The organism is Enterococcus rivorum (genome assembly GCF_001742285.1).
GTDB classification, from domain to species: Bacteria; Bacillota; Bacilli; order Lactobacillales; family Enterococcaceae; genus Enterococcus_L; species Enterococcus_L rivorum.
Map to the genome: position 1 here is coordinate 1 of NZ_MIEK01000027.1, position 23,418 is coordinate 23,418.

17 protein-coding genes and 4 pseudogenes are annotated in these 23,418 nt (G+C 34.3%); 5 read left to right on the plus strand and 16 right to left on the minus strand.

Annotation, left to right across the window (positions count from 1 at the left end; all coding sequences use genetic code 11):
* Nucleotides 1-283: pseudogene (locus BCR26_RS10085) on the minus strand (transposase); the annotation flags it as partial.
* A 634-nt stretch (nucleotides 284-917) separates the two neighbouring features.
* Here BCR26_RS10085 and BCR26_RS10090 point away from each other — a divergent pair.
* A complete protein-coding gene (locus tag BCR26_RS10090; protein WP_069698867.1) occupies nucleotides 918-3,977 on the plus strand; it encodes a putative mucin/carbohydrate-binding domain-containing protein in 3,060 nt (1,019 codons plus the stop codon).
* A 239-nt stretch (nucleotides 3,978-4,216) separates the two neighbouring features.
* A complete protein-coding gene (locus BCR26_RS18525; protein WP_169818876.1) occupies nucleotides 4,217-4,363 on the plus strand; it encodes a hypothetical protein in 147 nt (48 codons plus the stop codon).
* A 153-nt stretch (nucleotides 4,364-4,516) separates the two neighbouring features.
* Here BCR26_RS18525 and BCR26_RS18970 read toward each other — a convergent pair whose 3' ends face one another.
* Complete coding sequence (locus tag BCR26_RS18970) at nucleotides 4,517-4,738, minus strand: hypothetical protein (RefSeq protein ID WP_245341976.1); 222 nt, start codon at nucleotides 4,736-4,738, stop codon at nucleotides 4,517-4,519.
* A gap of 483 nt (nucleotides 4,739-5,221) precedes the next feature.
* Between BCR26_RS18970 and BCR26_RS10100 the strand changes: the two genes are divergently transcribed.
* Complete coding sequence (locus BCR26_RS10100) at nucleotides 5,222-6,541, plus strand: ISL3 family transposase (protein WP_069698868.1); 1,320 nt, start codon at nucleotides 5,222-5,224, stop codon at nucleotides 6,539-6,541.
* A gap of 222 nt (nucleotides 6,542-6,763) precedes the next feature.
* Here the strand turns inward: BCR26_RS10100 and BCR26_RS10105 are convergent, their stop codons facing one another.
* The 7 genes and pseudogenes from BCR26_RS10105 to BCR26_RS10120 all read right to left on the minus strand — a co-directional run bounded on the left by BCR26_RS10105 (nucleotide 6,764) and on the right by BCR26_RS10120 (nucleotide 13,396).
* Nucleotides 6,764-6,955: a hypothetical protein gene (locus tag BCR26_RS10105; protein WP_069698869.1), complete on the minus strand. Its 192-nt coding sequence runs from the start codon at nucleotides 6,953-6,955 to the stop codon at nucleotides 6,764-6,766.
* Nucleotides 6,956-7,404: 449 nt separating this feature from the next.
* Nucleotides 7,405-7,578, minus strand: coding sequence for a hypothetical protein (locus BCR26_RS18760; RefSeq protein ID WP_209591859.1), 174 nt, complete (start codon nucleotides 7,576-7,578; stop codon nucleotides 7,405-7,407).
* A 1,122-nt stretch (nucleotides 7,579-8,700) separates the two neighbouring features.
* Nucleotides 8,701-8,823, minus strand: a complete 123-nt coding sequence (locus tag BCR26_RS19125; RefSeq protein WP_281186482.1) for a hypothetical protein — start codon at nucleotides 8,821-8,823, stop codon at nucleotides 8,701-8,703.
* Between the two features lie 22 nt (nucleotides 8,824-8,845).
* The gene (locus BCR26_RS10115) at nucleotides 8,846-9,751 is read right to left on the minus strand and encodes a hypothetical protein (RefSeq protein WP_069698871.1); all 906 of its coding nucleotides are present in this window, start codon (nucleotides 9,749-9,751) and stop codon (nucleotides 8,846-8,848) included.
* Between the two features lie 77 nt (nucleotides 9,752-9,828).
* Nucleotides 9,829-10,083 carry a Txe/YoeB family addiction module toxin gene (locus BCR26_RS18025; protein ID WP_084387105.1) on the minus strand — a complete coding sequence of 85 codons (255 nt, stop codon included), beginning with the start codon at nucleotides 10,081-10,083 and terminating at the stop codon, nucleotides 9,829-9,831.
* Between the two features lie 551 nt (nucleotides 10,084-10,634).
* Nucleotides 10,635-10,865, minus strand: a pseudogene (locus tag BCR26_RS19130) (transposase); the annotation flags it as partial.
* A gap of 8 nt (nucleotides 10,866-10,873) precedes the next feature.
* On the minus strand, nucleotides 10,874-13,396 hold the full coding sequence (locus BCR26_RS10120) for an immunoglobulin-like domain-containing protein (protein ID WP_069698872.1): 2,523 nt from the start codon (nucleotides 13,394-13,396) through the stop codon (nucleotides 10,874-10,876).
* 938 nt (nucleotides 13,397-14,334) lie between these two features.
* Here BCR26_RS10120 and BCR26_RS10125 point away from each other — a divergent pair.
* Nucleotides 14,335-14,985, plus strand: coding sequence for an NAD(P)H-dependent oxidoreductase (locus tag BCR26_RS10125; protein ID WP_211272299.1), 651 nt, complete (start codon nucleotides 14,335-14,337; stop codon nucleotides 14,983-14,985).
* Nucleotides 14,986-15,122: 137 nt separating this feature from the next.
* Here the strand turns inward: BCR26_RS10125 and BCR26_RS18980 are convergent.
* Nucleotides 15,123-16,096: pseudogene (locus tag BCR26_RS18980) on the minus strand (IS3 family transposase); the annotation flags it as partial.
* 137 nt (nucleotides 16,097-16,233) lie between these two features.
* Here BCR26_RS18980 and BCR26_RS10140 point away from each other — a divergent pair.
* Entirely contained in the window at nucleotides 16,234-17,529 is a 1,296-nt protein-coding gene (locus BCR26_RS10140; protein ID WP_069698874.1) for an ISL3 family transposase, read from the plus strand.
* An 85-nt stretch (nucleotides 17,530-17,614) separates the two neighbouring features.
* Here BCR26_RS10140 and BCR26_RS18310 read toward each other — a convergent pair.
* The 6 genes and pseudogenes from BCR26_RS18310 to BCR26_RS10170 form a co-directional block, all read right to left on the minus strand.
* Nucleotides 17,615-17,797: pseudogene (locus tag BCR26_RS18310) on the minus strand (transposase); the annotation flags it as partial.
* 321 nt (nucleotides 17,798-18,118) lie between these two features.
* Nucleotides 18,119-19,528 (minus strand): amidophosphoribosyltransferase, encoded by a 1,410-nt coding sequence (purF, locus tag BCR26_RS10150; RefSeq protein ID WP_069698876.1) that lies wholly within the window; start codon nucleotides 19,526-19,528, stop codon nucleotides 18,119-18,121.
* A 32-nt stretch (nucleotides 19,529-19,560) separates the two neighbouring features.
* The gene (locus BCR26_RS10155; RefSeq protein WP_069698877.1) at nucleotides 19,561-20,163 is read right to left on the minus strand and encodes a DUF1349 domain-containing protein; all 603 of its coding nucleotides are present in this window, start codon (nucleotides 20,161-20,163) and stop codon (nucleotides 19,561-19,563) included.
* A 4-nt stretch (nucleotides 20,164-20,167) separates the two neighbouring features.
* Nucleotides 20,168-21,310 (minus strand): MFS transporter, encoded by a 1,143-nt coding sequence (locus tag BCR26_RS10160; protein ID WP_169818881.1) that lies wholly within the window; start codon nucleotides 21,308-21,310, stop codon nucleotides 20,168-20,170.
* Nucleotides 21,311-21,340: 30 nt separating this feature from the next.
* Nucleotides 21,341-22,318 carry a zinc-dependent alcohol dehydrogenase gene (locus tag BCR26_RS10165; protein ID WP_069698879.1) on the minus strand — a complete coding sequence of 326 codons (978 nt, stop codon included), beginning with the start codon at nucleotides 22,316-22,318 and terminating at the stop codon, nucleotides 21,341-21,343.
* Between the two features lie 16 nt (nucleotides 22,319-22,334).
* Nucleotides 22,335-22,985 carry a RibD family protein gene (locus tag BCR26_RS10170; RefSeq protein WP_069698880.1) on the minus strand — a complete coding sequence of 217 codons (651 nt, stop codon included), beginning with the start codon at nucleotides 22,983-22,985 and terminating at the stop codon, nucleotides 22,335-22,337.
* Nucleotides 22,986-23,418 lie beyond the last annotated feature (433 nt).

The following is a 23,418-nucleotide window of genomic DNA, read 5'->3' on the forward strand; positions in this document are numbered from 1 at the left end:
CTTCCTCGTACAATTTTTGATAAAACTGTTCAGATTTTTTATCCAACATCGTTTCATACCGATTGGTTGATTTCCGCCAAACAAAGCTGAATTTACGCGCATCTGCTTCTATTTTTGTACCATCAATAAATATCGCTTCGTTTTCAATAACCTGATTGGTTATCAGCTGGCGACGAAAACGATTGATGGTACGGTATCTGATTTGTTCATGATTAGCCAACCACCGCATCCGATAACTGTCTTTCAACAGAAATGCCATTCTTCTTCCTGTTACAAATTTTTTCTCCAATTTTCTCATGTGTCAAACAATTTTCAGTAAAAATAAGGTTTAGGTCTAGAATATCGAGCATTTCTTTGATAAGTTTTGAGAGAAACATCTTCATTTCTCCTTTAGAGCGGTTTTGGTCGACTTTATTCTACAGGATTTGAAGGTGTCTGTCTTTTTTTATGTAAAAAAGTGCTGGCGACATCTGTCACCAACACTAGATATTATAGAGCCTATATACATTAGGGGATATGTTAACTCATATCCTCTTTTCTATTTTGTTATAGCACTTTTTAGCTGTAATATCTAGTTTCTAAGTATGTAAGATTCATAATTGCTGAATACGAACGGTAAAAATTCCTAAAGCTGAAAGCTGTTCGGCATTATATCCAAAAAGATACGTATCTGATATACGACATACTAAATTAACTAGATTTTTTATTTTCTGTGTAATCCTGAAGGTTTCATAAAAAATAACACCCTAAATAATATTTCTATGTGAAACTAGCATCTCAGGAACTTTAATTAAAAAGAACTTGTCATAAAATGATTCTATAGCGGAAAAAAACAATTGACAACTCTCTCTCTTGAGGTGCTTATTGTTGATAATTGTTTGTAGTGATTACTATTTTGAAAGGAGATAGAAAGTGTTATGAAAAAAGTACTATTGACAGTGTTTCTTGTTGCATTATTTTTAAGTTTTGGTGCGGTTCAAGCGAATGGACAAGTAAAGAGGCTAATGGAAGTGGAAAGTATTCCTGAACCGATTTGGATATTCAATGCAGGCACAAACAAAGGGCGGTACCATGACCGGCAAGATTTCGGATTTATCTTAAAGGAAAATACAATATTAAAAGTGAGGCAAACTAATCCGAACTTTAAAAAAAATGTAACCGTTAGACTATTAGGGAATGATAAGGAAATCGAAAAATCTGTTAATGTAGGTGCAGAGTGGGTGAATATTAGTTCGACACAGCCATTGGTACCTTTTGTAGATACTCCTTATGGAGATACCCCTGCTAAATTAGAATATGAACTGGTAGATGCCGGAGAACAAGTACCTTTAGCTACTTATACCTATAAAGCTAGTGAAAAAGAGTTTTTTGAAACTTGGGATAAGTATGACGGAGCTTATGCATTGATAAAAGGGGAGGACTTTCAATTATTGCTCCCTAAAAACGATAAAGAATTGGCTAGAAAGTTAAAGGATTTTCATTCTCTTGATGAATTAATTGAAAATTATAATGATTTGTTTGCTTTTTATAATGACATTGCTGGTTTTGATAATTCTACGAAAGAAAACCATAATGGTGAGAATCGTTATTTTTTCAAAGCAGACATCCATGGAGCTGGCAGTGCTTATTATGGAGGGTACTGGACAGCTCAAAGTAAAAAAGATAGTGCGGAGATGTGGCTAACAAAAAATAGATGGGGTGTACTTCATGAAATCGCACATGGTTATGAAGCCAGTTTTTCTGGAGTAGGAATGAACACTTCAGAAGTTTTAAACAACTTGTTTGGTGTGCAATATCAATATGAGAAATATGGAAAGGAAGCTGATAAAACAGGACATTTGTTTAATAGTGGGAAAAAAGAAATCGTGGAAACTAATCTATACAACAAAATGGTGTTAAATAATGGAACCTACGAAAGTGGGGATCTACGTGAGAAGTTAATTTTATTAACGATGCTAAAACAAAAGGCTGGAAATGACTCCTTTACCAAAATGTATCAAGACTATCGAAAGCTAGCGAATCAACCAGGCTTTAATAAAAATAACTATCCTTTTCCAGATTTAATGAACCGTATTTATAGCGAGAACAGTAAACAGGATTTTACAGCTGCTTTAGAGAAATGGGGAGTAGTTCTTAATAAAGGACAGGGAGTAAAAAACCGAACTTTAGGATACCCAGCAGTAGCATCTTTAGCAGATATTATTCCTAAAAATGAGTTGTCTAGAGCCCATGAATTACTAGATGACGATATCCTAATCAATTCAAATTTTGAAATGGTGCAGAATAAAGAGATTGCATCATTAAACTTAAAAGGCGATTTGACACTTCAATTAAATGCGCCAGATAATAAGGCGTTATTAGGCGCAACAGCAATCTTAAAAGATGGAGATAAAGAGGTTGCTTCTCAGCTTATTGAGGGGGAGAAACTGCTATTTAAGAACATTCCCAATGGTGTTTATTCGTTGGTGTTTACTGGACAGCCGATGATAGAGTACTTTCCAGATACTGCCTATGTATACGTAAAAGAAGCTCAAAACAGTTCAACTGTTATGTTCGAAAAAATAAATAAAAGCAGTTTAGCCAATCAGAAAATAGAGTTTCTAGGGTTAGGGAACGCTCTATTTGGCTCCTTAGCAACTGACTTGAATCGTCAGGAAGCTGTAATTTCAATTACTAAGGCTTCTCCACATAGTTATTTTGCAGGGAAAACATATACTAAAATAACTGTTAAAAACAAAAAGGGCGATATTACCTACGAAAAAAACATAGAAGGAACCAATGCAACCGTTGGAGTGGATAAGACATCTTTGCAAGAAGGTGATATAATCGAAATCTATCATGCCGAAACGAAGTCTAGGCTAGTTTCCGCAGAAAAAATTATAGATAGCACACAAAATACCAACCGTTGGTTGGTAACAAAATATGGGTTAGTGAATCAAGTATTGCAAAATGATTCGCAACAAGATTTAATTGCAAAAATAGAACAAGAAGGGTCGGTATTATTACAACAAGAGGAGAGCCAGGCTATTCCCTATTATGAGTCTGTATCCAAAAAGCAACTATGGACGGCCATTGAATTATTAGATCAACCCGATAGAACAGTGTACAAGAAAAAATATGCCCTTCTCTATTTACCATTAAATCTTGAACCAGAAGATCTATTTGCTTATACCTTTAAAGGATTGGGGGACTCGCTATTCGCAACGATGAAGGTGTCACTAAACGATGCTCAAGCAACCATAAACACGGAACAGAGCCAACCACATTGGTACTTTGATATGGACACCTATGCGAGTATTCTGATTCAAGATAAAGAGGGTCTGAAGAAATACAACAAAGAATTTAAAGGCAGAGAGCTTTATCCAAAAGACCAAGATACCGTTCCTTTAACAATAGGGGATTACATTACTGTAATGCACAAGGAATACAACAGTAGTCGATTAGTGATTCAGAATGTGGAGACACAGGAGGAATTGACCAAGCAAGAAACGACAACATATCAGATAGAGGAGGGAAAATTAAAGTTAGTGGAGACGGAAACTATTCCAGTACCGAAACCAGAACAAGGCAAGCTATTTTACTATACCTTTAAAGGATTGGGGGACTCGCTATTTGCAACGATGAAGGTGTCACTAAACGATTCTCAAGCAACCATAAACACGGAACAGAGCCAACCACATTGGTACTTTGATATGGACACCTATGCGAGTATTCTTATTCAGAATAAAGAGGGTCTGAAAAAATACAACAAAGAATTTAAAGGCAGAGAGCTTTATCCAAAAGACCAAGATACCGTTCCTTTAACAATAGGGGATTACATTACTGTAATGCACAAGGAATACAACAGTAGTCGATTAATGATTCAGAATGTGGAGACACAGGAGGAGTTGACCAAGCAAGAAACGACAACATATCAGATAGAGGAGGGAAAATTAAAGTTAATCCATTCTTCTAAGGTATCAGAAGAAATCAATTAAGAAAGAATCATGAAACACATCTGGGAGTGAATAAAGGAAAATTTGAAATAGATTTGTGAGAGTGGGACAATAAAACCATTTTTTATAGAGAACAGAGACGATTTTGATAATAATAGTCAAAATCGTCGAGAGTGTAAAATAAACTGTGTAAGTAGCTAATTCTAGATAAGCTGCTTATACAGTTTTTCTTTTCTTGTAAAGGAAATTCAGATAAACTATAAATGAAAGGATGCGAGAATATGGCAAGACAGAAAAGAGATCCTAAAACTGTTGAATTAGCGAAAACCATTCTAGAAAGCTACAATCCTGAAAATGTTGGTGACATACAAGAGGCTCTAAAAGATATTTTTGGTCTTTTATCGCTTCTTCTTCCAGTTGGAAAATGAGTTGATCGATAGAGTCCCCCAAGTGCTGCTCAATGAATTGAAGAAATCTGCGTGGCGTCTTTTGATAATATAGAAGAAAACAGCGACGAAGCTTAGGAGTTTTCTTTAATACAAGTGAGTGTTCTAGCGACTTAGGTTTCAGTAAAAAAGTGGTCAAATAGTGACGAATGTCAACGGAATACTGTTTTTCACCTTTTTGAATGGTATGAGTAGCGATAACTTGACTGGAACAGAATAGTAGTTCCCACCTACTTGGACAAAACTATACTTGTCTACAGTTTGTTTCGTTGTAACACCATAATCATAAAATCCCCTCAAGGCTTGTAGTTGCACCTGCTCCACAGAAATTGTTGAAGCTAAATTCAGTTCAATCATTGTCTGGTCTAAATGCTTTTGAGCGTGTTCAATTGATTCAAATTCATATTGTTTTATGAATGCTTTTCTCCGTAGTACCTGAACACTCTTTTCTACATGGCCTTTTTCATGGCCACTAAAGGCATTTTGGTTACTATGGGTTCAAAACGATAGTATAGAGCTAATTTCACTAATTCATCATTTAGTTCTTTCTCATGTGGTCCTACGAAACGTTTGACCACATTTCGCATATTGTCGTTGAATAGACACCTTTAAGGTGTTCAAAGAAGCGGATATGAGCATCAAGAAATACTTGCTGGTTGGCAGATTCATAAAGTTTTCCCCAACGATACCCTGAAGCAGGACAAGAAAATACAGCGAGAGTTAATGTCTGTTTTGCTTATTTATCAAGCATTTCACTTCTCCAAAGTCAAATAAAAAGACAGACACCTTCAAAACCTGTAGAATAAAGTCGACGAAAACCAATCTATAGGAGGAATAAAGATGTCTCTCTCAAATCTTATCAAAGAAACCCTCGATATTCTAGACCTAAACCTTATTTTTACCGAAAATTGTTTGACCCATGAGAAAATAGGCGGTCATAGTTGTAAAGTGTATAGCGGTACGCTGACTTATTTCCCCGAAGAATGCCTACATTGCCAACAAGAAAATAACCAAACGATTATCAAATATGGGTGGAAAAAGGTGATGGCTTTGATCAATGATGTCAGTGAATATAAGACCTATGTCCGCATTAAGAAACAAAAATTCCTATGTAAAAGCTGTAATAGAAGCTTCCTTGCGGAATCGACCTTGACCGAACGTCATTGTACGATTGCGCGTCGGGTCAAGCTCTCCATTGCAGAGAAACTGAAAGAAAATACTTCTATGACAGGAATTGCCCGAACCAAACATGTTTCTATAACCACTATCTATCGAGTACTAAAAGACTTTTACACGCCTCTTTCTCAGAAGAAAAAAACACTACCGACCGTTCTTTGTTTTGATGAGTTTAAATCAGTTCGAGCAAGTGTGGGTGCGATGAGTTTTATTTTAATGGACGGGCAAACCAAAGAATTACTGGACATTGTAGAGAATCGAAAACTAAACTCTTTGAAAAAATACTTTTATTCCTATGCTTATAAAACAAGAGCCGCCGTTCAATATATTGTCATTGACATGTACAAGCCTTACGTCACTCTTGTAAAAAAGCTTTTTCCAAATGCAAAATTGATCATTGATCGTTTCCATATTGTTCAACATAGTGGACGTACCTTTCTGACGCACCGAATTCAACAGATGAATCAGCTGAATCGAAAAAATTATCAAGAAGAACAACAATACAAGCATTTAAAGAAGTATTGGAAATTGCTTCAAAAAAACGCCTGGCATTTAGAAGGTCAAAAACAGGTTTGGCATCCTAGTTTTAGGGTGCATTTGACCGAATCAGAAGTCGTTGACCGCTTGCTTTCTTATAGCCCAGAACTCAAGCAAGGATATGGTGTCTACCAAGATTTTCTAGCAGCGATTCGGACGAAAGATTCTCACTGGTTTCAAGAGCTTTTAAAACAAAACTATTCTCATCTACCAGAGAAATATGCGACAACCATTAAGACGTTTAAACAGTATCAAAAAGGTATTTTAAACGCACTTGAACAGCCCTACTCTAATGGGCCCTTAGAGTGTTTGAACAATCACATTAAAGTATTAAAACGAAATGCGTATGGCTTTAGAAGCTTCTATAACTTCAAACTGAGAATTCTATTAACCCTAGGAACCACCCTTTTCAATCCCATGAAAAAGAACAAGCCTGCAGAAAAATAATCTCTTCTGCAGACTTGTTCTTCCTTGACACTATTCTATTGATTTTTCTTTACCAACACTAGTTGACAATGAGCCATAGGGGCTTTATTTCTCTAAAAAAGGAGTGAGCAAAAATCATGCTCACATTTTCCTTGAAACGTTCACTAGATAAATTTACAAACATTCAAAAAAATTGTTTTTTATTTATGACATATCCAGACATTCACAGCAAGATTTAACACCCTATAAATAAAAGTAATACACCATAATAATTATTATCGCAAAAGCAAAAAGCATTATACCGAGCTTTTTAAATATATTTTTTCCCGTGGTAATATCATTTTCATCAAGGTATAAATCTCTTTTTTTAATTTCTAAGTTCTTTATTTCTAATTCTAATTCTAATTCTTCTATACGTAGTTTATCATCTTCCACAGCATATCCTCCTTAAAATTTTTTTATTTATTAACATTAGTTCTATATGTTTCTTTTTTCAAGTTCCTAGAGAACATATTATATTATGTGTTCTACTAAAAAATAGCACCTTACACCGTTTTTTAATTCTTTTACATTTATTGTCCATTTTTGATTTGGTGTCTCAGCAATAAAATTTCTTCATATTTATCCTTCTTTCTGATTTTTTTGAATTGTATGCGTAGGACATTTACATTCTTTTTTAAATGTGGTTGCAACCCCATTTAAAAGACATTCTAAGGTAATTATTATACATCTGAATAGTCGGGAAACGCCTTAGAATCGGTCTCTCAACAACAGATATTTTGATTTTGGGGATCCGTCATGCAACTGTACAAAAAATGACGATATGGGTAATCAAATATAAGACAAGAATAATGTTATATCAATATTCTTTCCTTTTTCTTCTATTAATACTTTTTAGGAGTAGCTTGTTGAACCCCCACTTCAAATGGAATTTTAAAACATTCAAATAGACTATTAAATGGACTGACAATATTTGGAAATACAGTAAATAGTAAACTACTAACTTGAAATTCATTTTGAGAATCTAACCACAACCCTATTAGAGATATTAAACTCATCTATTTAAGATTCTAAAATCATCCATCGTCATATTTTCGTTTAGCTTCCATACCTCTGGCATTAGACAGACTATAAAACCAATAAATGTAGTAAAGACATATGCCACTAGATTTACTACTAATTTTGTTACTAATGAACCTGGAAACATATATTCTAATAGAGTAATTATAGCTGCAAAAAATAGCTAGTACTAATAGACCTGCCATAAAATTAAGGTTCCTTCTCATTTTTTCGCATTTTGTATTTCTCCCTCTATATTTTTTTAACAGCCTTCTATGTTGTTTTTCTCCATATAAAGTCGCAACACTAATTCCAATTTGTCGTGAAACATTTTTCATTGTTTCCTTACATCTACTTTTATCTCTTGATTAAATAATTTTTGAACTGTTTCTAGCCCTTAAACTGTTGCTCGAGCAAAACGATCTAGTTTTGTGACAACTAATGTATCGCCTTCAGATAATTATTCAAGCAGTATCAAAAAGGCATTCTAAATGCACTTAAGCAATCCTACTCGAATGGTTCTTTAGGTTGTTGGAACAATCATATTAAAGAAATGCGTATGTTTTTAGAAGCTCTATAACTTTAAACTGAGAATCCTATTAAAACTACAAACTACACAACTTAAGCCTGCAGAGAAATAAGCCCTCTGCATAATTGTTCTTCCATAACATTATTCTACTGTTTTTTCTTTACCAACACTAGTTCACAAAGAACCAATTAATCAACCTATCAGTCCTATTTGACAAAGAGCCCTTATACAGATCTTTTTACCTCTTTAGTTGAATCGAAAAGATGTTTAGTGATCCTAGTCTCACTAAACATCTTTTCCAAACACTTCAATTGTGAACTGCGCTTCCCTTTAGTGATGATTATGCCTTTCGTAAGGAAAATACTTCTTGGGAACAGAGACTTTCTCTCTTTTTAACCAAGCTATCCCCGTAGTTCCTACGGTTTATATAAATTTTCACTAGTTCATTCCAGAGAAGATTAGTAAAAATCAATACTAAATTTTTCTGACCCATCACCATAAAAAATATCGATTAACACATATCCATTTTTAGGTAGATCAGAAGCTAATACACTTTTACAATACAAATTGGCTTCTAAACCAGAAAAAAATATCATTCCTGAGTTCCCGGTATAGCCACTGACAATAGTAGGTGCAATCGTTGGAGGTGGGCGTACTGTCCCAACACCTCCAACATTGCTTCCTGAACCTCTCCGCCACCAATTGCTCGTGTCACCTGTTTTGGTCGAACCTTGTTGCTACGAACCTACATCGGTTGCATCATTATCTGGTGTCCAATTAGCACCGTTTGACCCAACGCTTGCGTTCGCATTCCCTGTTGTTGCTTGTTCCGTCTGATCTTTTGTTGCTGTTTCTTGTGTTTGTGTTACAGCGACTTCTTTCGCTTTTTTATACAACTCCGCTTTTGCTTTGCCTAGTTGGTCTGTTAGCTCTTTTTTTGTCTTCTCATTTTTGATTTTGTCTGTCTCTGCTTTTGCCTTATCATATAGCTTTTGATCGGTTAAAACGACGTTGTTATCCTTATATATTTTAGATACGGCTTCTTTTGCCGTACTTATTTGTTTCAGTTGTCCGCTCGCATTCTCTATCAATCCCTTAACATCTTTTGTAAAAGCGGTCTCTTCTTTAGGCATGATTTTTTGAATAGATTGGATTTTTTCTTCTGTTAACCCATCATTGATAATGGCTAACTCTTTTTCCACTTTTGCGCCATTCATAGCGACTTTATCTTTTGATTGGAACAATGCATTGATCCCTCGTTGCAACTCCATTTTCCCATAGATACTTCCCATCAGTTTGTCTGCTTTTTCCTGAACCGACTCATACGCATCAACATGTTCTTTTAATAATTTTTTGTCTACTGATACGTCTTGAAAAACAAATTCAGACTGTTTCAACTGCTGATCCAATGTCGCTACTTGTTCCTCTGTTACATTTTCTGCCAAATAGGAGGGATCTTTTTGATCCAACAATTTGGACAACTCTTCTGTTACCCTTTGAATCGATAGTTCTTCTGCTTTTACGGTTTTTTCTGCTTCTTCAACTTGTTTATGTACTTGACTCGCATAGATCGTACCCCAAACACCCACCACCAGTACAATTGTTGTGATAACAAGCATGACTATTTTTTGTGTTTTCGTCATGGTCGTTTCCCCTCTCAGTCTCTTTCATTCTATTCGTACATGCATTCATTGTTTCGCCCTAGAAATTGGTTCGTAAATTAATCGTAGTGTGACCATGCAGAACAGATATACACTCCTTTCCCATGGGCGTCTACTGTATACACCACTCTGCAATGTATATTCAGCCGCCTCGAATATTTCTGGTCTTCATAAGGCTGTAATTTCTCAAAAGAATCAGTCAAAGCAGATGGATCTTCCCGCAACGTTTTTAAGATTTGTTCGAACCGCTTCTTTAACAAGGAATACTTCACTTTTTTTGCCAAATTCCTCGCATATACCTTATGCACATTCATAAATTATCCCAAATATCTTCAACTAGTGAAAAACCAATGTCATCAGCTATTCTTTCACAGTATCCAACACACCTATTAACTGTAAATACAATGTTTGTTGGATACCTTCTCTGTCGCAATGATTGTCACACGCCCTTCCCCAGCTTTAGCAGAGACAATATTGATTGGTTCTTTTTGCTGATTAACCTCTTTAATGTTTTCTCCATATCCTGTTCGACCTCTTTCTAATTAACTCCTACTACAACGTACGTTAATCAGGTGCGTCAAATGATAGGATTAGAGAAGTCCATATGCTCAATCATTAAAATTATACCAATTTGAACAACAAAATGAATGTTCCCTAGTAACCTAATCTACCCTTTTATGCAACATGTACACTAGGTAAAATATAGCCCAAGAATTCGCTTGAATTCCTGTTGGTCTTCTTCTAACAACTGATGCATTCTGTCTTAAAAATGGATGAGCGCTCTGTTGCAGGGCAACAACATTCTCATCCTAAACAACAAATTAACTTCTTCGTTCATCATGAGTTGGTTCAATAACATTGCCTAATTTTTGATTCGTCCACCCGACCACTTTAGATGAAGCTCTTTTACTCGTAAATAAAGCAATTTAAGGAGCGCATTCTCACTAGAGAAGGCTCCTTTCTTTGTGACTTTTCTAAAACTAGCATTCACACTTTCTACGGTAGTTGTGTTGTAAATGTTTTTACGTATAGCACTACCATAATCAAACAATTGATCAACATGTGAAATTTTTCGTTTCCAAACTTCGACTCTACCATTTCTGATTAGTTAATGATATTCACTCGCGCTCTTGTGAGTTCCTTACCTGAATCATCGTATAAAACTGCATAAACTTCATCTGTTATTTTGATTTTTCCTTTAGCATAGTATGCAAAGTTACCATTTGAAGTACCATTTGGTGCAAGTGCCGTGTCGTTAATAATCAAACCTGATTTTGCTACACTCGTTCCTGTCCATTTTCCTGTAACTGATGATGATTTTGTTAAATCATAGTCATCTAATTTAGTAATTATTGCTGTTTGTACTGGTATTGCTGAATTAATGATATTCACTCGCGCTCTTGTGAGTTCCTTGCCTGAAACATCGTATAAAACTGCATAAACTTTGTCTGTTATTTTGATTTTTCCTTTAGCATAGTATGCAAAGTTACCATTTGAAGTACCATTTGGTGCAAGTACCGTGTCGTTAATAATCAAACCTGATTTTGCTACACCCGTTCCTGTCCATTTTCCTGTAACTGATGATGATTTTGCTAGATCGTAATCATCCAATGCAGTAATTTCTGATTCAATTACTGGACTAGTAACAAACACTGCATCTTCTGCTAATTTTCTACCTTTATTATCATAGCCAACAACAACTACTTTATCTTTTGCATTAGTGATAACACCACTACCAACAAGTTTGAATTTGTTGTTCCTATCAACTGATACATTTGATTTTTCAACTCCGTTGACCATCAGACCAACAGTCACTACTTTACTTAATACACTACCTGATACATATTGTGTCCCTATTTCATAATCGTTAACCATTACTGCTGCTTGTGCCACAATATTTACTAGATTTTCTGTAATTTTCTCGTCAGTATCACTGTAACCAATTATGGATACAGTTTCCGTACCATCTATATACAACCCGGTAACATCATAAGCAAATGTTTGATTTACTTCATCAACAGGAATTTTATTTTCTTCTTGCCCGTTGATACTTATAGATATTCGCTTAATATCCCCTGTAAATTGCCCCTCTATAGCGTATTCTCCAATTCCATAATCATCGACTGTTAATGTACCAATTAAAGATTTTATCAATTCTACTCTTTTTTCATCCAATTTATTACCACTGTCATCATATGCCAAAATACTCACTGCATCATTTACACTAGTAATTCTATTATTTACTGGCACTTTGAATGTTTGATTGGAAACATCTACATCAACTTGTTGTCCTTCTACACCGTTAACTTTCAATGCTACTTTAGTTATTCCACCTGTGTAATTCCCAGTTACTGAATCCTTCCCCAATTTGTATTCACTTGTGAAAATTGTACCTGATTTGGAATCTATTACGTTTAACTTCTTTCTTGCTATCTCAACATTGGAAGCATCATATAATGCTGCATAAACTTCATCTGTCAATTTAAACTTCCCTTTAGCATAGTATACAAAGTTACCATTTGTAGTAACATTTGTTCCAACCAGCGTACCATTAATAATCAAACCTGATTTCGCTACATTAGAGCCAACCCATTGTCCAGTAACTGTTGTATCTTTGGCAAGATCGTAATCTTTTAAGTTTGTGATGTTTGCCGGAACAGCTAATACTGGTACAATCAAATCAGTAAATAATTCTACCCCTAAAAAATTTTTAATACCAGTAATTTGGATAACATCAGTTAATTTAGTAACCTTTCCAGCAATGTTAACTAAGAAAGATCCGTCAACTTTCACAGGCACGTCCGTAGCTACTAAAAGACCATTAACATAAACACGAATAAAATTTGCACGTGTATTTCCTACATGACCTGTTAAATTAGCATCACCCAAATAATAAGGATCTGCTGACGCTAACTCTCTAATATCAACTGTTGCCATTGCTAACTCTTTACCAAGGTAATCATACGCAATGATTTCCGCAACATCTGACGTAGAAGTAATCAATCCTTGAACGTATAAAGTAAATGTTCCATTGGTAACAGGAATCTCAGGTTGAGTTACACCATTTACTTTTAACGCTACCGATACAACATCACCTGTAAAGCTCCCAGTTATGTTTGGATGACCAAGTGTATAAATGGATGGAAGAACCGTACCCATAGTTGCGTTTAAAATTGTAACTCGATCAGGATTCCAAGTAGAATAGACCCATGTATCTATAGTATTACCTTCAAGATAGATAGCCATAGTAGTAGACGTTACAAGAGTAGGGTTTATCGGAATTGAGAACGTTCCATCTTCATTAACTGGAGCACTAGCTGTTGATAACACACTAGTAGTCGTGTCACTCGCATATAATTTGTATCTCACAAACTTAGTTGCAGATAAAACTGAACTGTCAACCACGCCCGTAATTTGGGTATCTCCTAATCGATAAGCGTTCACACTTCTAGCTGCCATTCTTTCTGGAACAACTACTCCTTCGACCACATTTAGATTTTCCTCTTGTGACACCTCCTTATTAATTTCGGCTGCTAGTGTTTGATCTAACAAACATACCCCACTAGCCATGAATGCAATTATTGATCTTAAAATTAAACTTTTTTGGATAAATTTTTTGCTTTTCAATTCTACATTCTCCTTTTGTCTCCATTTTTTTCCTTAAATAAGCTTTATACAGGCGTTCACCAATGAAATATTCAATAATCATAATAATATATTAATCTAAAATAAGAAGTTCTCCAGGAACTATAGAAACAACAAAACACCCCTCTGTAAACTAAAAACAGGGCTCAAACAAAAATATTGTAAAAGATCGTTATACCTATTTAGTAATATAACAAGCTAATTCTTGTTCGGGAAACTCCCAAAGAGTGGACTTTCACCACCTAGCTAGCCACCATATGTCCAGTGCACAAAAAAAAAGCACCCCTAAAGGTGCCAAATAGAAAAACATACTGTCGGGTATTACTAAATAAATTATACCCTATTTCCATTTTACGTAAAAGTTCCTGGAGAACTCGCTTTATTTGTAATTATTGGTATAATTTACTGCATGATATTATCTATTGAGTAGGCTTCGAAAGCCATAATCACGCTATCTTCCTCAAATATTCTTAGCAAAGTGATTATGGTTTTTTTTACGCTGTAATCTCGACTTCCCCAAGTACAAGATTACCCTGTTGCACTTTGTTATACCTCTCATTATACTCCTATATTAATATTAAATAGAAATAATAACACAAAAAGACATAACAATATCTATAGACTAGGGGGATTGGAACATCTATACAGAAAAGAATAGTGCTAGACTTTAACTAAGATAATCAAATTAAAACTACTTATAATAGCTTCAAAATTTGACCTTTCTTCTTTAGAAAGGTACGCTTGAACCAATGGGTATTTAAACTTTGCCATAGTAAAAACCATTACAATTACAACACAAAATTAGATTTTTGATCTAACTTTTATGGAGCGATACAATTTGTAGTATAGGAAGAAGTTCTGATAAATAGAATAACCTAAAAAAGGAAAAACGATGACGAGATCAACACCATATTCATGTAGTGTTATGCCTTGAGCGAAACGAAGGGAATGAATTAATTATGAATATTCATATTATTAATGGATACCAAAAACCTAATATGCAGATTGATAAACATCAGTCTGGTCAATCTATGACTGGTTTGTTAAGCCTAAATATGGTAAAAAGTATGACAGAAACTTTAGAAAATTTAGGCCATGATGTCTCTGTAACATATCTATCAGAAGGCATGAACATTAGTGACGAACTAACAAAAATCAACAATGCTAAATTATTAATTTTTCAAACACCTGTTTACTGGATGTCTACACCGAGCAACTTAAAAAAATATTTTGATGATGTTTATATTAACGCTAAAGGGTTACTTTACAAAGATGACGGGCGAACCAATGGAGGAAAGTATGGTAGTGGATACTTATCACATAGTAAATACTACATACTTTCGACAACGTGGAATGCTCCTGAAAAAGCATTTGAACGTGGAGCATTTTTTGATGGTAAATCTGCTGACGATGTATTTTTAAACTTTCATTTGGCTCAAAAATGGGTGGGCATGTATCCTTTGAAAAGCTTCCATCTCTATGATGTATTTGATTCTCATTTCAACTATTCTAAAATGGAAAAAGATTTAAATTCACATCTCCTTACTCAACTATCTGAAATTAAAAAATGAGTATTGTATCAATTGAAGCTACTTAATATGAAGATTATCTCTAATTATTTTTTAATTTTAGGGTTCTTATTTTAGGGTCATTGTAAATACTCTAGATTGGACTTGTCAAGAAAAATTAGACAATGAGTTAAGAGAATTTAGGGATGTTGCTTCTCAAAATCCTTGAGAGATTGATAACTAAGTGCGGAATGAAGTCGTTTGGTGTTGTAATACGTTTCAATATATTTGAATATCTCTAGTTGAGCTTGATTAATGCTTGTAAAATTTGCATCATTGATTAGCTCTCTTTTTATTGTTTTGTAAAAAAATTCCATCAGAGCATTGTCATATGGGTTACCTTTGCGACTCATACTGAGAACAACTTCTCTTTTTCATAACTCTGCTTGGAAGTTACTACTTGTGTACTGTGAACCCTGATCCGTATGAATAATGAGTCTTGCCTTTGGTTTTTCTTGCCCACAAGCTTGAAGAAAAGCATCGATTACCAACTGGTCTTTCATTCTGAAGACATGGACCATCCAACAATTTTCCGTGTATATACATCAATAAAAACGGCCAAATATACGGTTCCATTTTTCAGAGGGACATAGATAATATCACCTAGCCAGATTTTATTTTTCTCTGTCACAATAAAGGTTTGATTAATAAGATTGGGGTGAGAAAGAGAGGCTCGTTTTCGATTGTAATACTTTTATCTATAAGTACTACCTTTTGCATACAATCCCATTTCATGGAGAAGCTTTCCAACACGTTTTCTATTGACAATAATCACTCGTTCTTTTATGACTTTAGTGATTCGAATCGTTCCATATCGTCCATGATGTTCGATGTTGATGGAAAATCGCTGCAATCTCCTTCTTGAGCAATTGATTTTCCCGTTTTCTTTTCGAGGGTTTTCTTTTAAGAAATTCATAAAAATCCGATTTTGACACATTGAGTGTTTGGCAAGCACGTTGGATGTTCACTGTTTCTTTATGGTCTTTCAAGAACTGAAATCGAATTTCTTGCTTGACTTCAAGAATACCCGGAACTTTTTTAACAGCTCAAGTTCCTCCCTTAGGTAAAGATTTTCTTGTTCCAGTTTCTTTATTTCATAACGCGCATCAAAAAGTGGGCTCTATAATTTAAAGGACTGATGAATCAGAAATGATTCTTCAGTCCTATTTTCATTTTAGGTATTAAAAAACATACCGTTCTCTTGTATGATTAATTTACCACAACCAAACAAACAGAGAGGACGATATGCTCATGATCAATGATATCAAAAAAATGCTAAGAATTACAGATAAACATTTAGAAATTAGAGGTGTTTCTTACGAAACAATCCAAAAACAAAATACCTTAGTCCTCCATGCAATACTATCTCCTTGCCCAGATGTTTGTAAAAATTGCGGGGCAATGAAGGAGGATCAAAATGGAGAACAGGTGATTGTTAAGAATGGAAAAAAAGAAATCACGGTTCGGTTTGATCAATACAACTACATGCCAACTATTATGAAGCTTGCGAAACAGCGGTATACGTGTAAAAATTGTTTGACTCATTGGACAGCACAAAGCTATTTTGTTCGTCCGAGACATTCCATTGCGACTCATGTGACAGTCAAGAGCATCGCGTTGCTCAAAGAAAAGGTTTCTCTTTCATTCATCGCTAAAATGGCTAATGTATCTATCACTACTGTCATTCGTACCTTAAAAGAGTTAGGGAAATACTTACCCCATTCCAAAAATACCACTCTGCCTAAAGTGTTGATGGTCGATGAATTTCGCTCTCATGTCAGTACGGAAGATAAAATGAGCTTTATCTGTGCAGACGGCGAATCTGGAAAACTCGTAGACATTCTCCCCTCGAGAAAATTAAAGAGACTGACAACTTACTTCAAACAGTTTTCGACGACAGAAAACGTTGAATTTTTAGTAACTGATATGAACGCTGCTTATTTTCAATTGTTAAAACATGTTTTTCCAAATGCTCAATTAATTATTGACCGTTTCCACATTGTGAAGCACTTAAATCAAGCCTTTCAAGAGTTTCGAGTGAGAGAAATAAAAAACTTGAAGCAACAAAATAAAACCGAAGCTTACAAAAAAATCAAAGCCAATTGGCGCTTCTTTACCAAAAACAGACTGAACATTAATCATTCTAACTACAAAACTTGGAGGAGTTTTCGCTCTCCAAAATACCCTTACCTAACAGAAGCCATGATGATTGACCGCTTATTAAACTATTCAGAGCCACTAAAACAAACATACGCAGTCTTTCATGACTTAGTCGATGCTTTTCGAGGAAAAGACCCTGAATTGTTTCTTTCTTTACTTAGGGAACTACCAGAATCATTAGAGGAAGAGTTTCGGAAGAAACTACAAAATCTTTTAAAGTATGAAGAAGGTCTACGTAATGCAATGATTTATCCTTATTCAAACGGAAAAATAGAAGCGAAAAACACCCATATTAAGACCCTAAAACGCGTTTCCTATGGCTTTAACTCATTTGAGAACATGAAAATAAGAATTTTTCTGATGAATCACCTAATTGAGATAAAATAACAAAAAAGTCAGAACAAAAAAGAGTACTTTTTGTTCTGACCTCACTTCAATTTAACTCATCAGTCCTAGTTGACAAAGAGCCAAAAAGTGCGCTTCCTTTATCAGGAAACGCATTATCCTCATATTTTTCGTATTCTTGAACCCAACGGTACAAACTATTGGCATAGACGCTCAGCTGATCACTCACTTCTCTAACAGAAAAACTCTCTTCAATAACTAATTTTACTGCTGCTATTTTGAATGCTTTATCAAATGAACGTCTAGACATGGAATATTCCTCGCTTTCTCTTTTCTCTCTGTCCAGTTTATTATACCCGTTCCATTCTCTACTCCGAAAAAGTCTAACTTTTTGGGGTCAATACAAATTTTTTTACGACTTTCAGTCTTCTATTTTATTTGTCTTGAAATTTATTTACCAAGCTCTAATTCAAGATGAATAGTCTACCTAGCCATAAAACTGATTTTAAATTTTTATCCAACAATAGCTAAACGAAATGGTCGTAATTCCCCATCTTTTAGCTATTCATTGTATTTGAAGCAAATAGCATCTCTTTACTCAAATTCCCATTCATTCTATATTCTTTTAGAACTATAGATTAATTGCACAGTCACATAAATCTATAGGATAATTTCCAGTGAAATATGCAATACATAGACCATTGTTTGTTAGTGTTGTTTTAGGAAGATTAATACTTTTAATAAGATTTTCTATATTCAAATAGATTAATGAATCAGCACCAATAACAGAACACACTTCTTCTATATTCATTTTTGAAGCAATCAATTCATCTGTACTTGGAATATCAATACCAAAAAAACAAGGATATTTAAATGGTGGTGAAGCGATTCTTACGTGTACTTCCTTAGCTCCTGCATGTTTTAACAAATAAATGAGCCATTTAATTGTCGTTCCCCTAACAATTGAGTCGTCCACAATAATTATTTTCTTCCCTCTTACAACCTCCTTTATAACGGAAAATTTACTTGACACACTACTTTCTCTTAACTCTTGAGAAGATTGAATAAACGTTCTCCCAACATATTTATTTTTTATAATCGCCTGCTCGAAAGGAATCTTAGATTCTTTAGAGAAGCCAATTGCTGCTGGTATTCCACTATCAGGAACACCAATTACTATATCGGCATTAACGCTATCTTGTTTTGATAAGTACTCTCCCATACGTTTCCTAGCGTTATAAATATTGACTCCACCAATAGTAGATTCTGGTCTAGAAAAATAAATGAATTCCATACTACAAATAGAAAGGTTGGTATTTTTAGTATAGAATTCCTTCTTAATCCCACTATCGTCAATCTTGACAAGTTCCCCAGGCTCTAGTTCATGAATAAAGGTAGCTCCTATCATATCAAAAGTACATGTTTCAGAGGATACGATATAACTGTCTTTCAGCCTAGCAATTGATACAGGTCTAAAACCGTTGGGATCCCGCGCGATAAAAAGTTGCCTTTCTTTTAACACAACATACACAAATGCACCTTTTATTCTGCTTAATGCACTTTTTAAATTATCTTCAAACAATTCATGCTTTCCCTCATAAATTAAGTGTTCTAAAATTTCACTATCAGAATCTGTTTGAAATTCAATACCTTTATTTCTCAATTCTGTTTTCAAAGTATCCGAGTTTACTATATGTCCATTATGAGCATATGCAAATGGTGCTTCTTGTTTTTTAGGTTGTGAAATAAACGGTTGAACATTCTTAATTTCACTTTTACCGGCTGTCGCATATCTGACATGCCCTATAGCGATATCTCCAAATAAATTTTCTTCAATCCCTTTATTAAAAACGGTTGAAACAAGTCCTACTCCTCTATGATTTAGTAGATTTTTTTTTGAATAGGTCACAATCCCTGCACCATCATGACCACGATGTTGTAGCTGGTGTAAGCCATGAAGGGTTAATTCTGCTGCTTGTGTGTAGTTATAAACACCAAAAATGCCACATTCCTCATTTAAGCTACTTTTAAAATCTGTCATCGTTACTCTAAACTCCCTTCAATCGCCTGTTTTTAAAATCGCTCAGAATTATGGGCATCCCAAACACATTCAATTAATTGAATGCTAGTAAATGTCGCCTCAAATGTCGAGTTTCCTGGACTGCTAGCAAAAAATCCAGCTTTCACAGCTTCATTTGCATTATCCAAGTGAAACATGCGCATCATTTCAAAATTTTGTCCATTTTCAGAGTATTCTAGTAAGAAATCTTCATTTCTTCTACTTAATCGATAATACATTTCTTGTGTACTTTTATCATAATTGACCATTGCCCAATCCGAAAAACCTCTATTTGTAACAACTGAAAAAAGTTGTTGAAACCCGTTTGCTTGAAATTCAATTCCAGATTTCATCCAGTTATCAGAGTCTTGATAAATAGCAACACCGCATTGGTCAAAATAAATTTTAGAAGAGAATGCTACCTTGCATAATAGGGTCCAAGTCTTTTTTTCTTCTTCAAAATATACTAATGGTGCATTATCATAGGTTAAGCCGTAGTAAGTTCCTCTCCAAAAATCTGTATCTGGTATTGTTTTAATAATGATTTTATCTTCTAGAACATTACAACCTGGTTTTTTATTCAGCCATTTCAATTTTTCAAAAATAAAGTTTCCCAATTTTTCAACCACCTTTATTAAAATTTTTGTCTTTAAAAGAGTACAGTCTCTTGAACGCAAGTGCCATTATCAATATAGCGGTTAATATACTAATAGGGAATAGATTTAAACTAGTATAATTAAAAATAAATCCACAAACTACCGGCAATATAATAACACCTAAATACTGAAATCCAACTTGATAAGCCACTATTTTAGACGCCACTTCATTATTGTAAATATCGTATGGCAATCTCATCATCATTGGATATAGGGCCGAAAAACCATAGCCCATAAGAATAGACGCCACTAAAATGAAATTGTTTTGCTGGCTTAACAACAACAACCCTCCCAAAAATGAAATTAGTAAATGTATAGACACAATTTTTTTTACAGACATATACGAAATTAAAAAACCAGTAAAAAATCGTCCCACCATTAAAAAGGTCCAATATAAAGACACTTGAAACGCTGCTTCTCCAGAACTTAAGGAGTAGTTAACTAGTAAAAAGGTGCTAAAATAAAGACCTACTACGTATTCTATTCCATAACAAAAATAGTATAATGGGCCTAAGTAATGTAATTTGGTTAATTTAACTTTTGATTTCTCTTGCTTGTCAGAGTGTTGAGGTGCTGCCTCCATCCTGTTAAAAATTAGAATTATTAAAATACATAATTCTAAAAATGCAATAATATAATAACTGTAAAACCATCCCAACCCATTAAACAGTACAATAGACATAACACCAGATCCAAAACTAATCCCTATCCCCCAGAAGGCATGCACCCAAGACATAATTTTTTCGTTATAGTAAAATGACACATAGTCATTGATTGCCACATCTATACATCCTGCACCAATACCTAAAAAAATTATTGAGGAAATCATTCCCACAGGAGTTCTTAAAGCACTAAATAACAGTAATCCTAAGATAATAACCAGTGTGCTTCCCTGAAGAATTTTTTCTAGTCCTAGCTTCGCAATAAGCCTTGTATACATCAGGCTAGACAAGAAAGAAAAAATGAAAATCCCCATTGTAAGGATTCCTACCACTTCTGTTTCAAAATGAAACGTATTTCTTATTTCAGGCCAACCACTACCCAATAACCCATCTGGAAACCCCAAAGAAATGAATATAATAAACAAAAGCCACATCTTTTTTTTCAATTTCAATTCCCCCATTTTAAGTATTCATCCTTAATTGCTAAACACGAACACTCTTTTAATGCAGCTACTTTTTTCAAAAAAAGCCTGATTAAAATCTATCAAATTATATTTTAAAAATACTTCCTCTTGGATATCAAGATGCGCCTCAAGATATTTTTTTGCATCATAGAAATGAGTAGTGTACTCACTAGAACCCAAGATTTTCTGATTTTTTTGCACCAAAGCTGTCGTATTTACAGTCACTTTGTGTCTATGTTGTAAACCCAAAATTAAGAACTCTCCGTTTCTTTTTAAAAATGGATATCCTAATTCAAATTGATTTCCCACTGTGTCAATTATAATATCAAATTCTCCCTCTATGGCTTCCAAAGAATTGAAGCAACAGGGCATAGTCTTAGATAACATTGCTACCTTCTCTTCATTTGAATCCACAGAATAGACTTGATGCCCTGATTTTAATAGGGTTTTTGTAGCTAAATAACCCATAGTTCCTTGTCCAATTACTAAAATTTTTTTTAGTTCACTTGTATCTAGTTTCTCAAGACCTTGTAATACACAAGCAAGAGGTTCAACTAGAAGAAATGTTTCCCTTTGTTCAGTAGATATGTTAGAGGGAATAATTTCTACAAAGTTCTCTTTTGTAATAAAATATTCACTGAAGGTACCATGTTTGTTTAGTCCTGCTATTGCCAAATCACCTTCATTACCAGAGCATAGATAGTACAACCCTTTCCTACAATTGTCACAAATGCCGCAATGTTCATTAGGATTGACTATAACCCAGTCCCCTATATTGAGTGTTTTTACACTATCTCCGATTGCAACAATCGTCCCAATAGCTTCGTGTCCAATCACATGTCCTAAATCATTTCCCTCATTTACTAATGTTAAATCCGTCCCACAAATTCCCGCTAAAGACACTTTTATTTTCACATCATTTGAATCATCAATATCTGGTTCAGGCATTTCTTTTATATATAGTTTTTTATCATAGTACAATGCATCCATTCAACATTCGTTCCTTTCACTTTTTAGTAAATGTTAGATATAAATTTGTTCCATATTGTTCAACTTTCATAAATTGATAGTTTACACATAAATCTATTTTTTGAAACCCTTCACCATCTACCAATGAAGTGGTGTTTTTCCCTCCAACCAATACTGGAAATTGTAAAAGATGTATCTCATCAAATAAATTGTATTTAGCAAAAGACCAGTTCGTTGATCCCCCACCTTCCACTATTAATGATTTTATTCCTAATTTATCTTCTAAAAGGCAAACTATTTTTCTCATATCTTTCAAATCAGTAGCAGATACCAAAAGCACCTCTTTATTTAATTCAGTTATTTTTTTTAGTTTTTCCTCGTCATTTGAAGAAGTGACCAGTACAGTTCTATTTTCATCTATAAAAACGTTCTCATTAAAACTGAAATTTAAACCACTTGACAAAATGACCCTTATAGGTGATACACCGTGCTCTAGACGGCAAGTCAAATTAGGATTATCTATTTTAATCGTTTCACTGCCTACCAATATTGCATCATATTTATTTCTGTGTTGTTGGATCAGTTCTATTTCTTTTTCTGACATCGATTCTAATAGTTCTTTACTGGAACAGTTTCCTACTGTCAATTTTCCATCCAATGATATTTCCGAAAAAAGAATGATTTTCACTTGATTATCCTCCCCAATTCTAAATCCTAGTATAAACATGTTGAATGATTCGCTGTACAAAATTTATGAACACAAAAAATATATTTATTTGAGAAACATTTACTGTCTTAATTGTTTTTTCAATTCTTTCATCTTAACTAGAACAATAATAAATGCTTCTCGTGCCTAGCAGTAATCCGTCCATATCATAAATAAAGCTCTTTGATTTACCCTTTTTGCCCTCCAATCTTGAATTAAAAAATAGCTTCATATCAAAAAAACTTTCTAAAACATGTACTTTAATTAATACCTCATTTTATTGACAAACTTGAGTCAAAAGGATCAACAGACCCGTTCACATATACAGAAGACAGCTATCCAGCTGTTGTTTCAAGAATTTAAATTAAAAACACTGAATTTTCCCCATTTATCAAATGGCTAAGCTGAAAGAAAA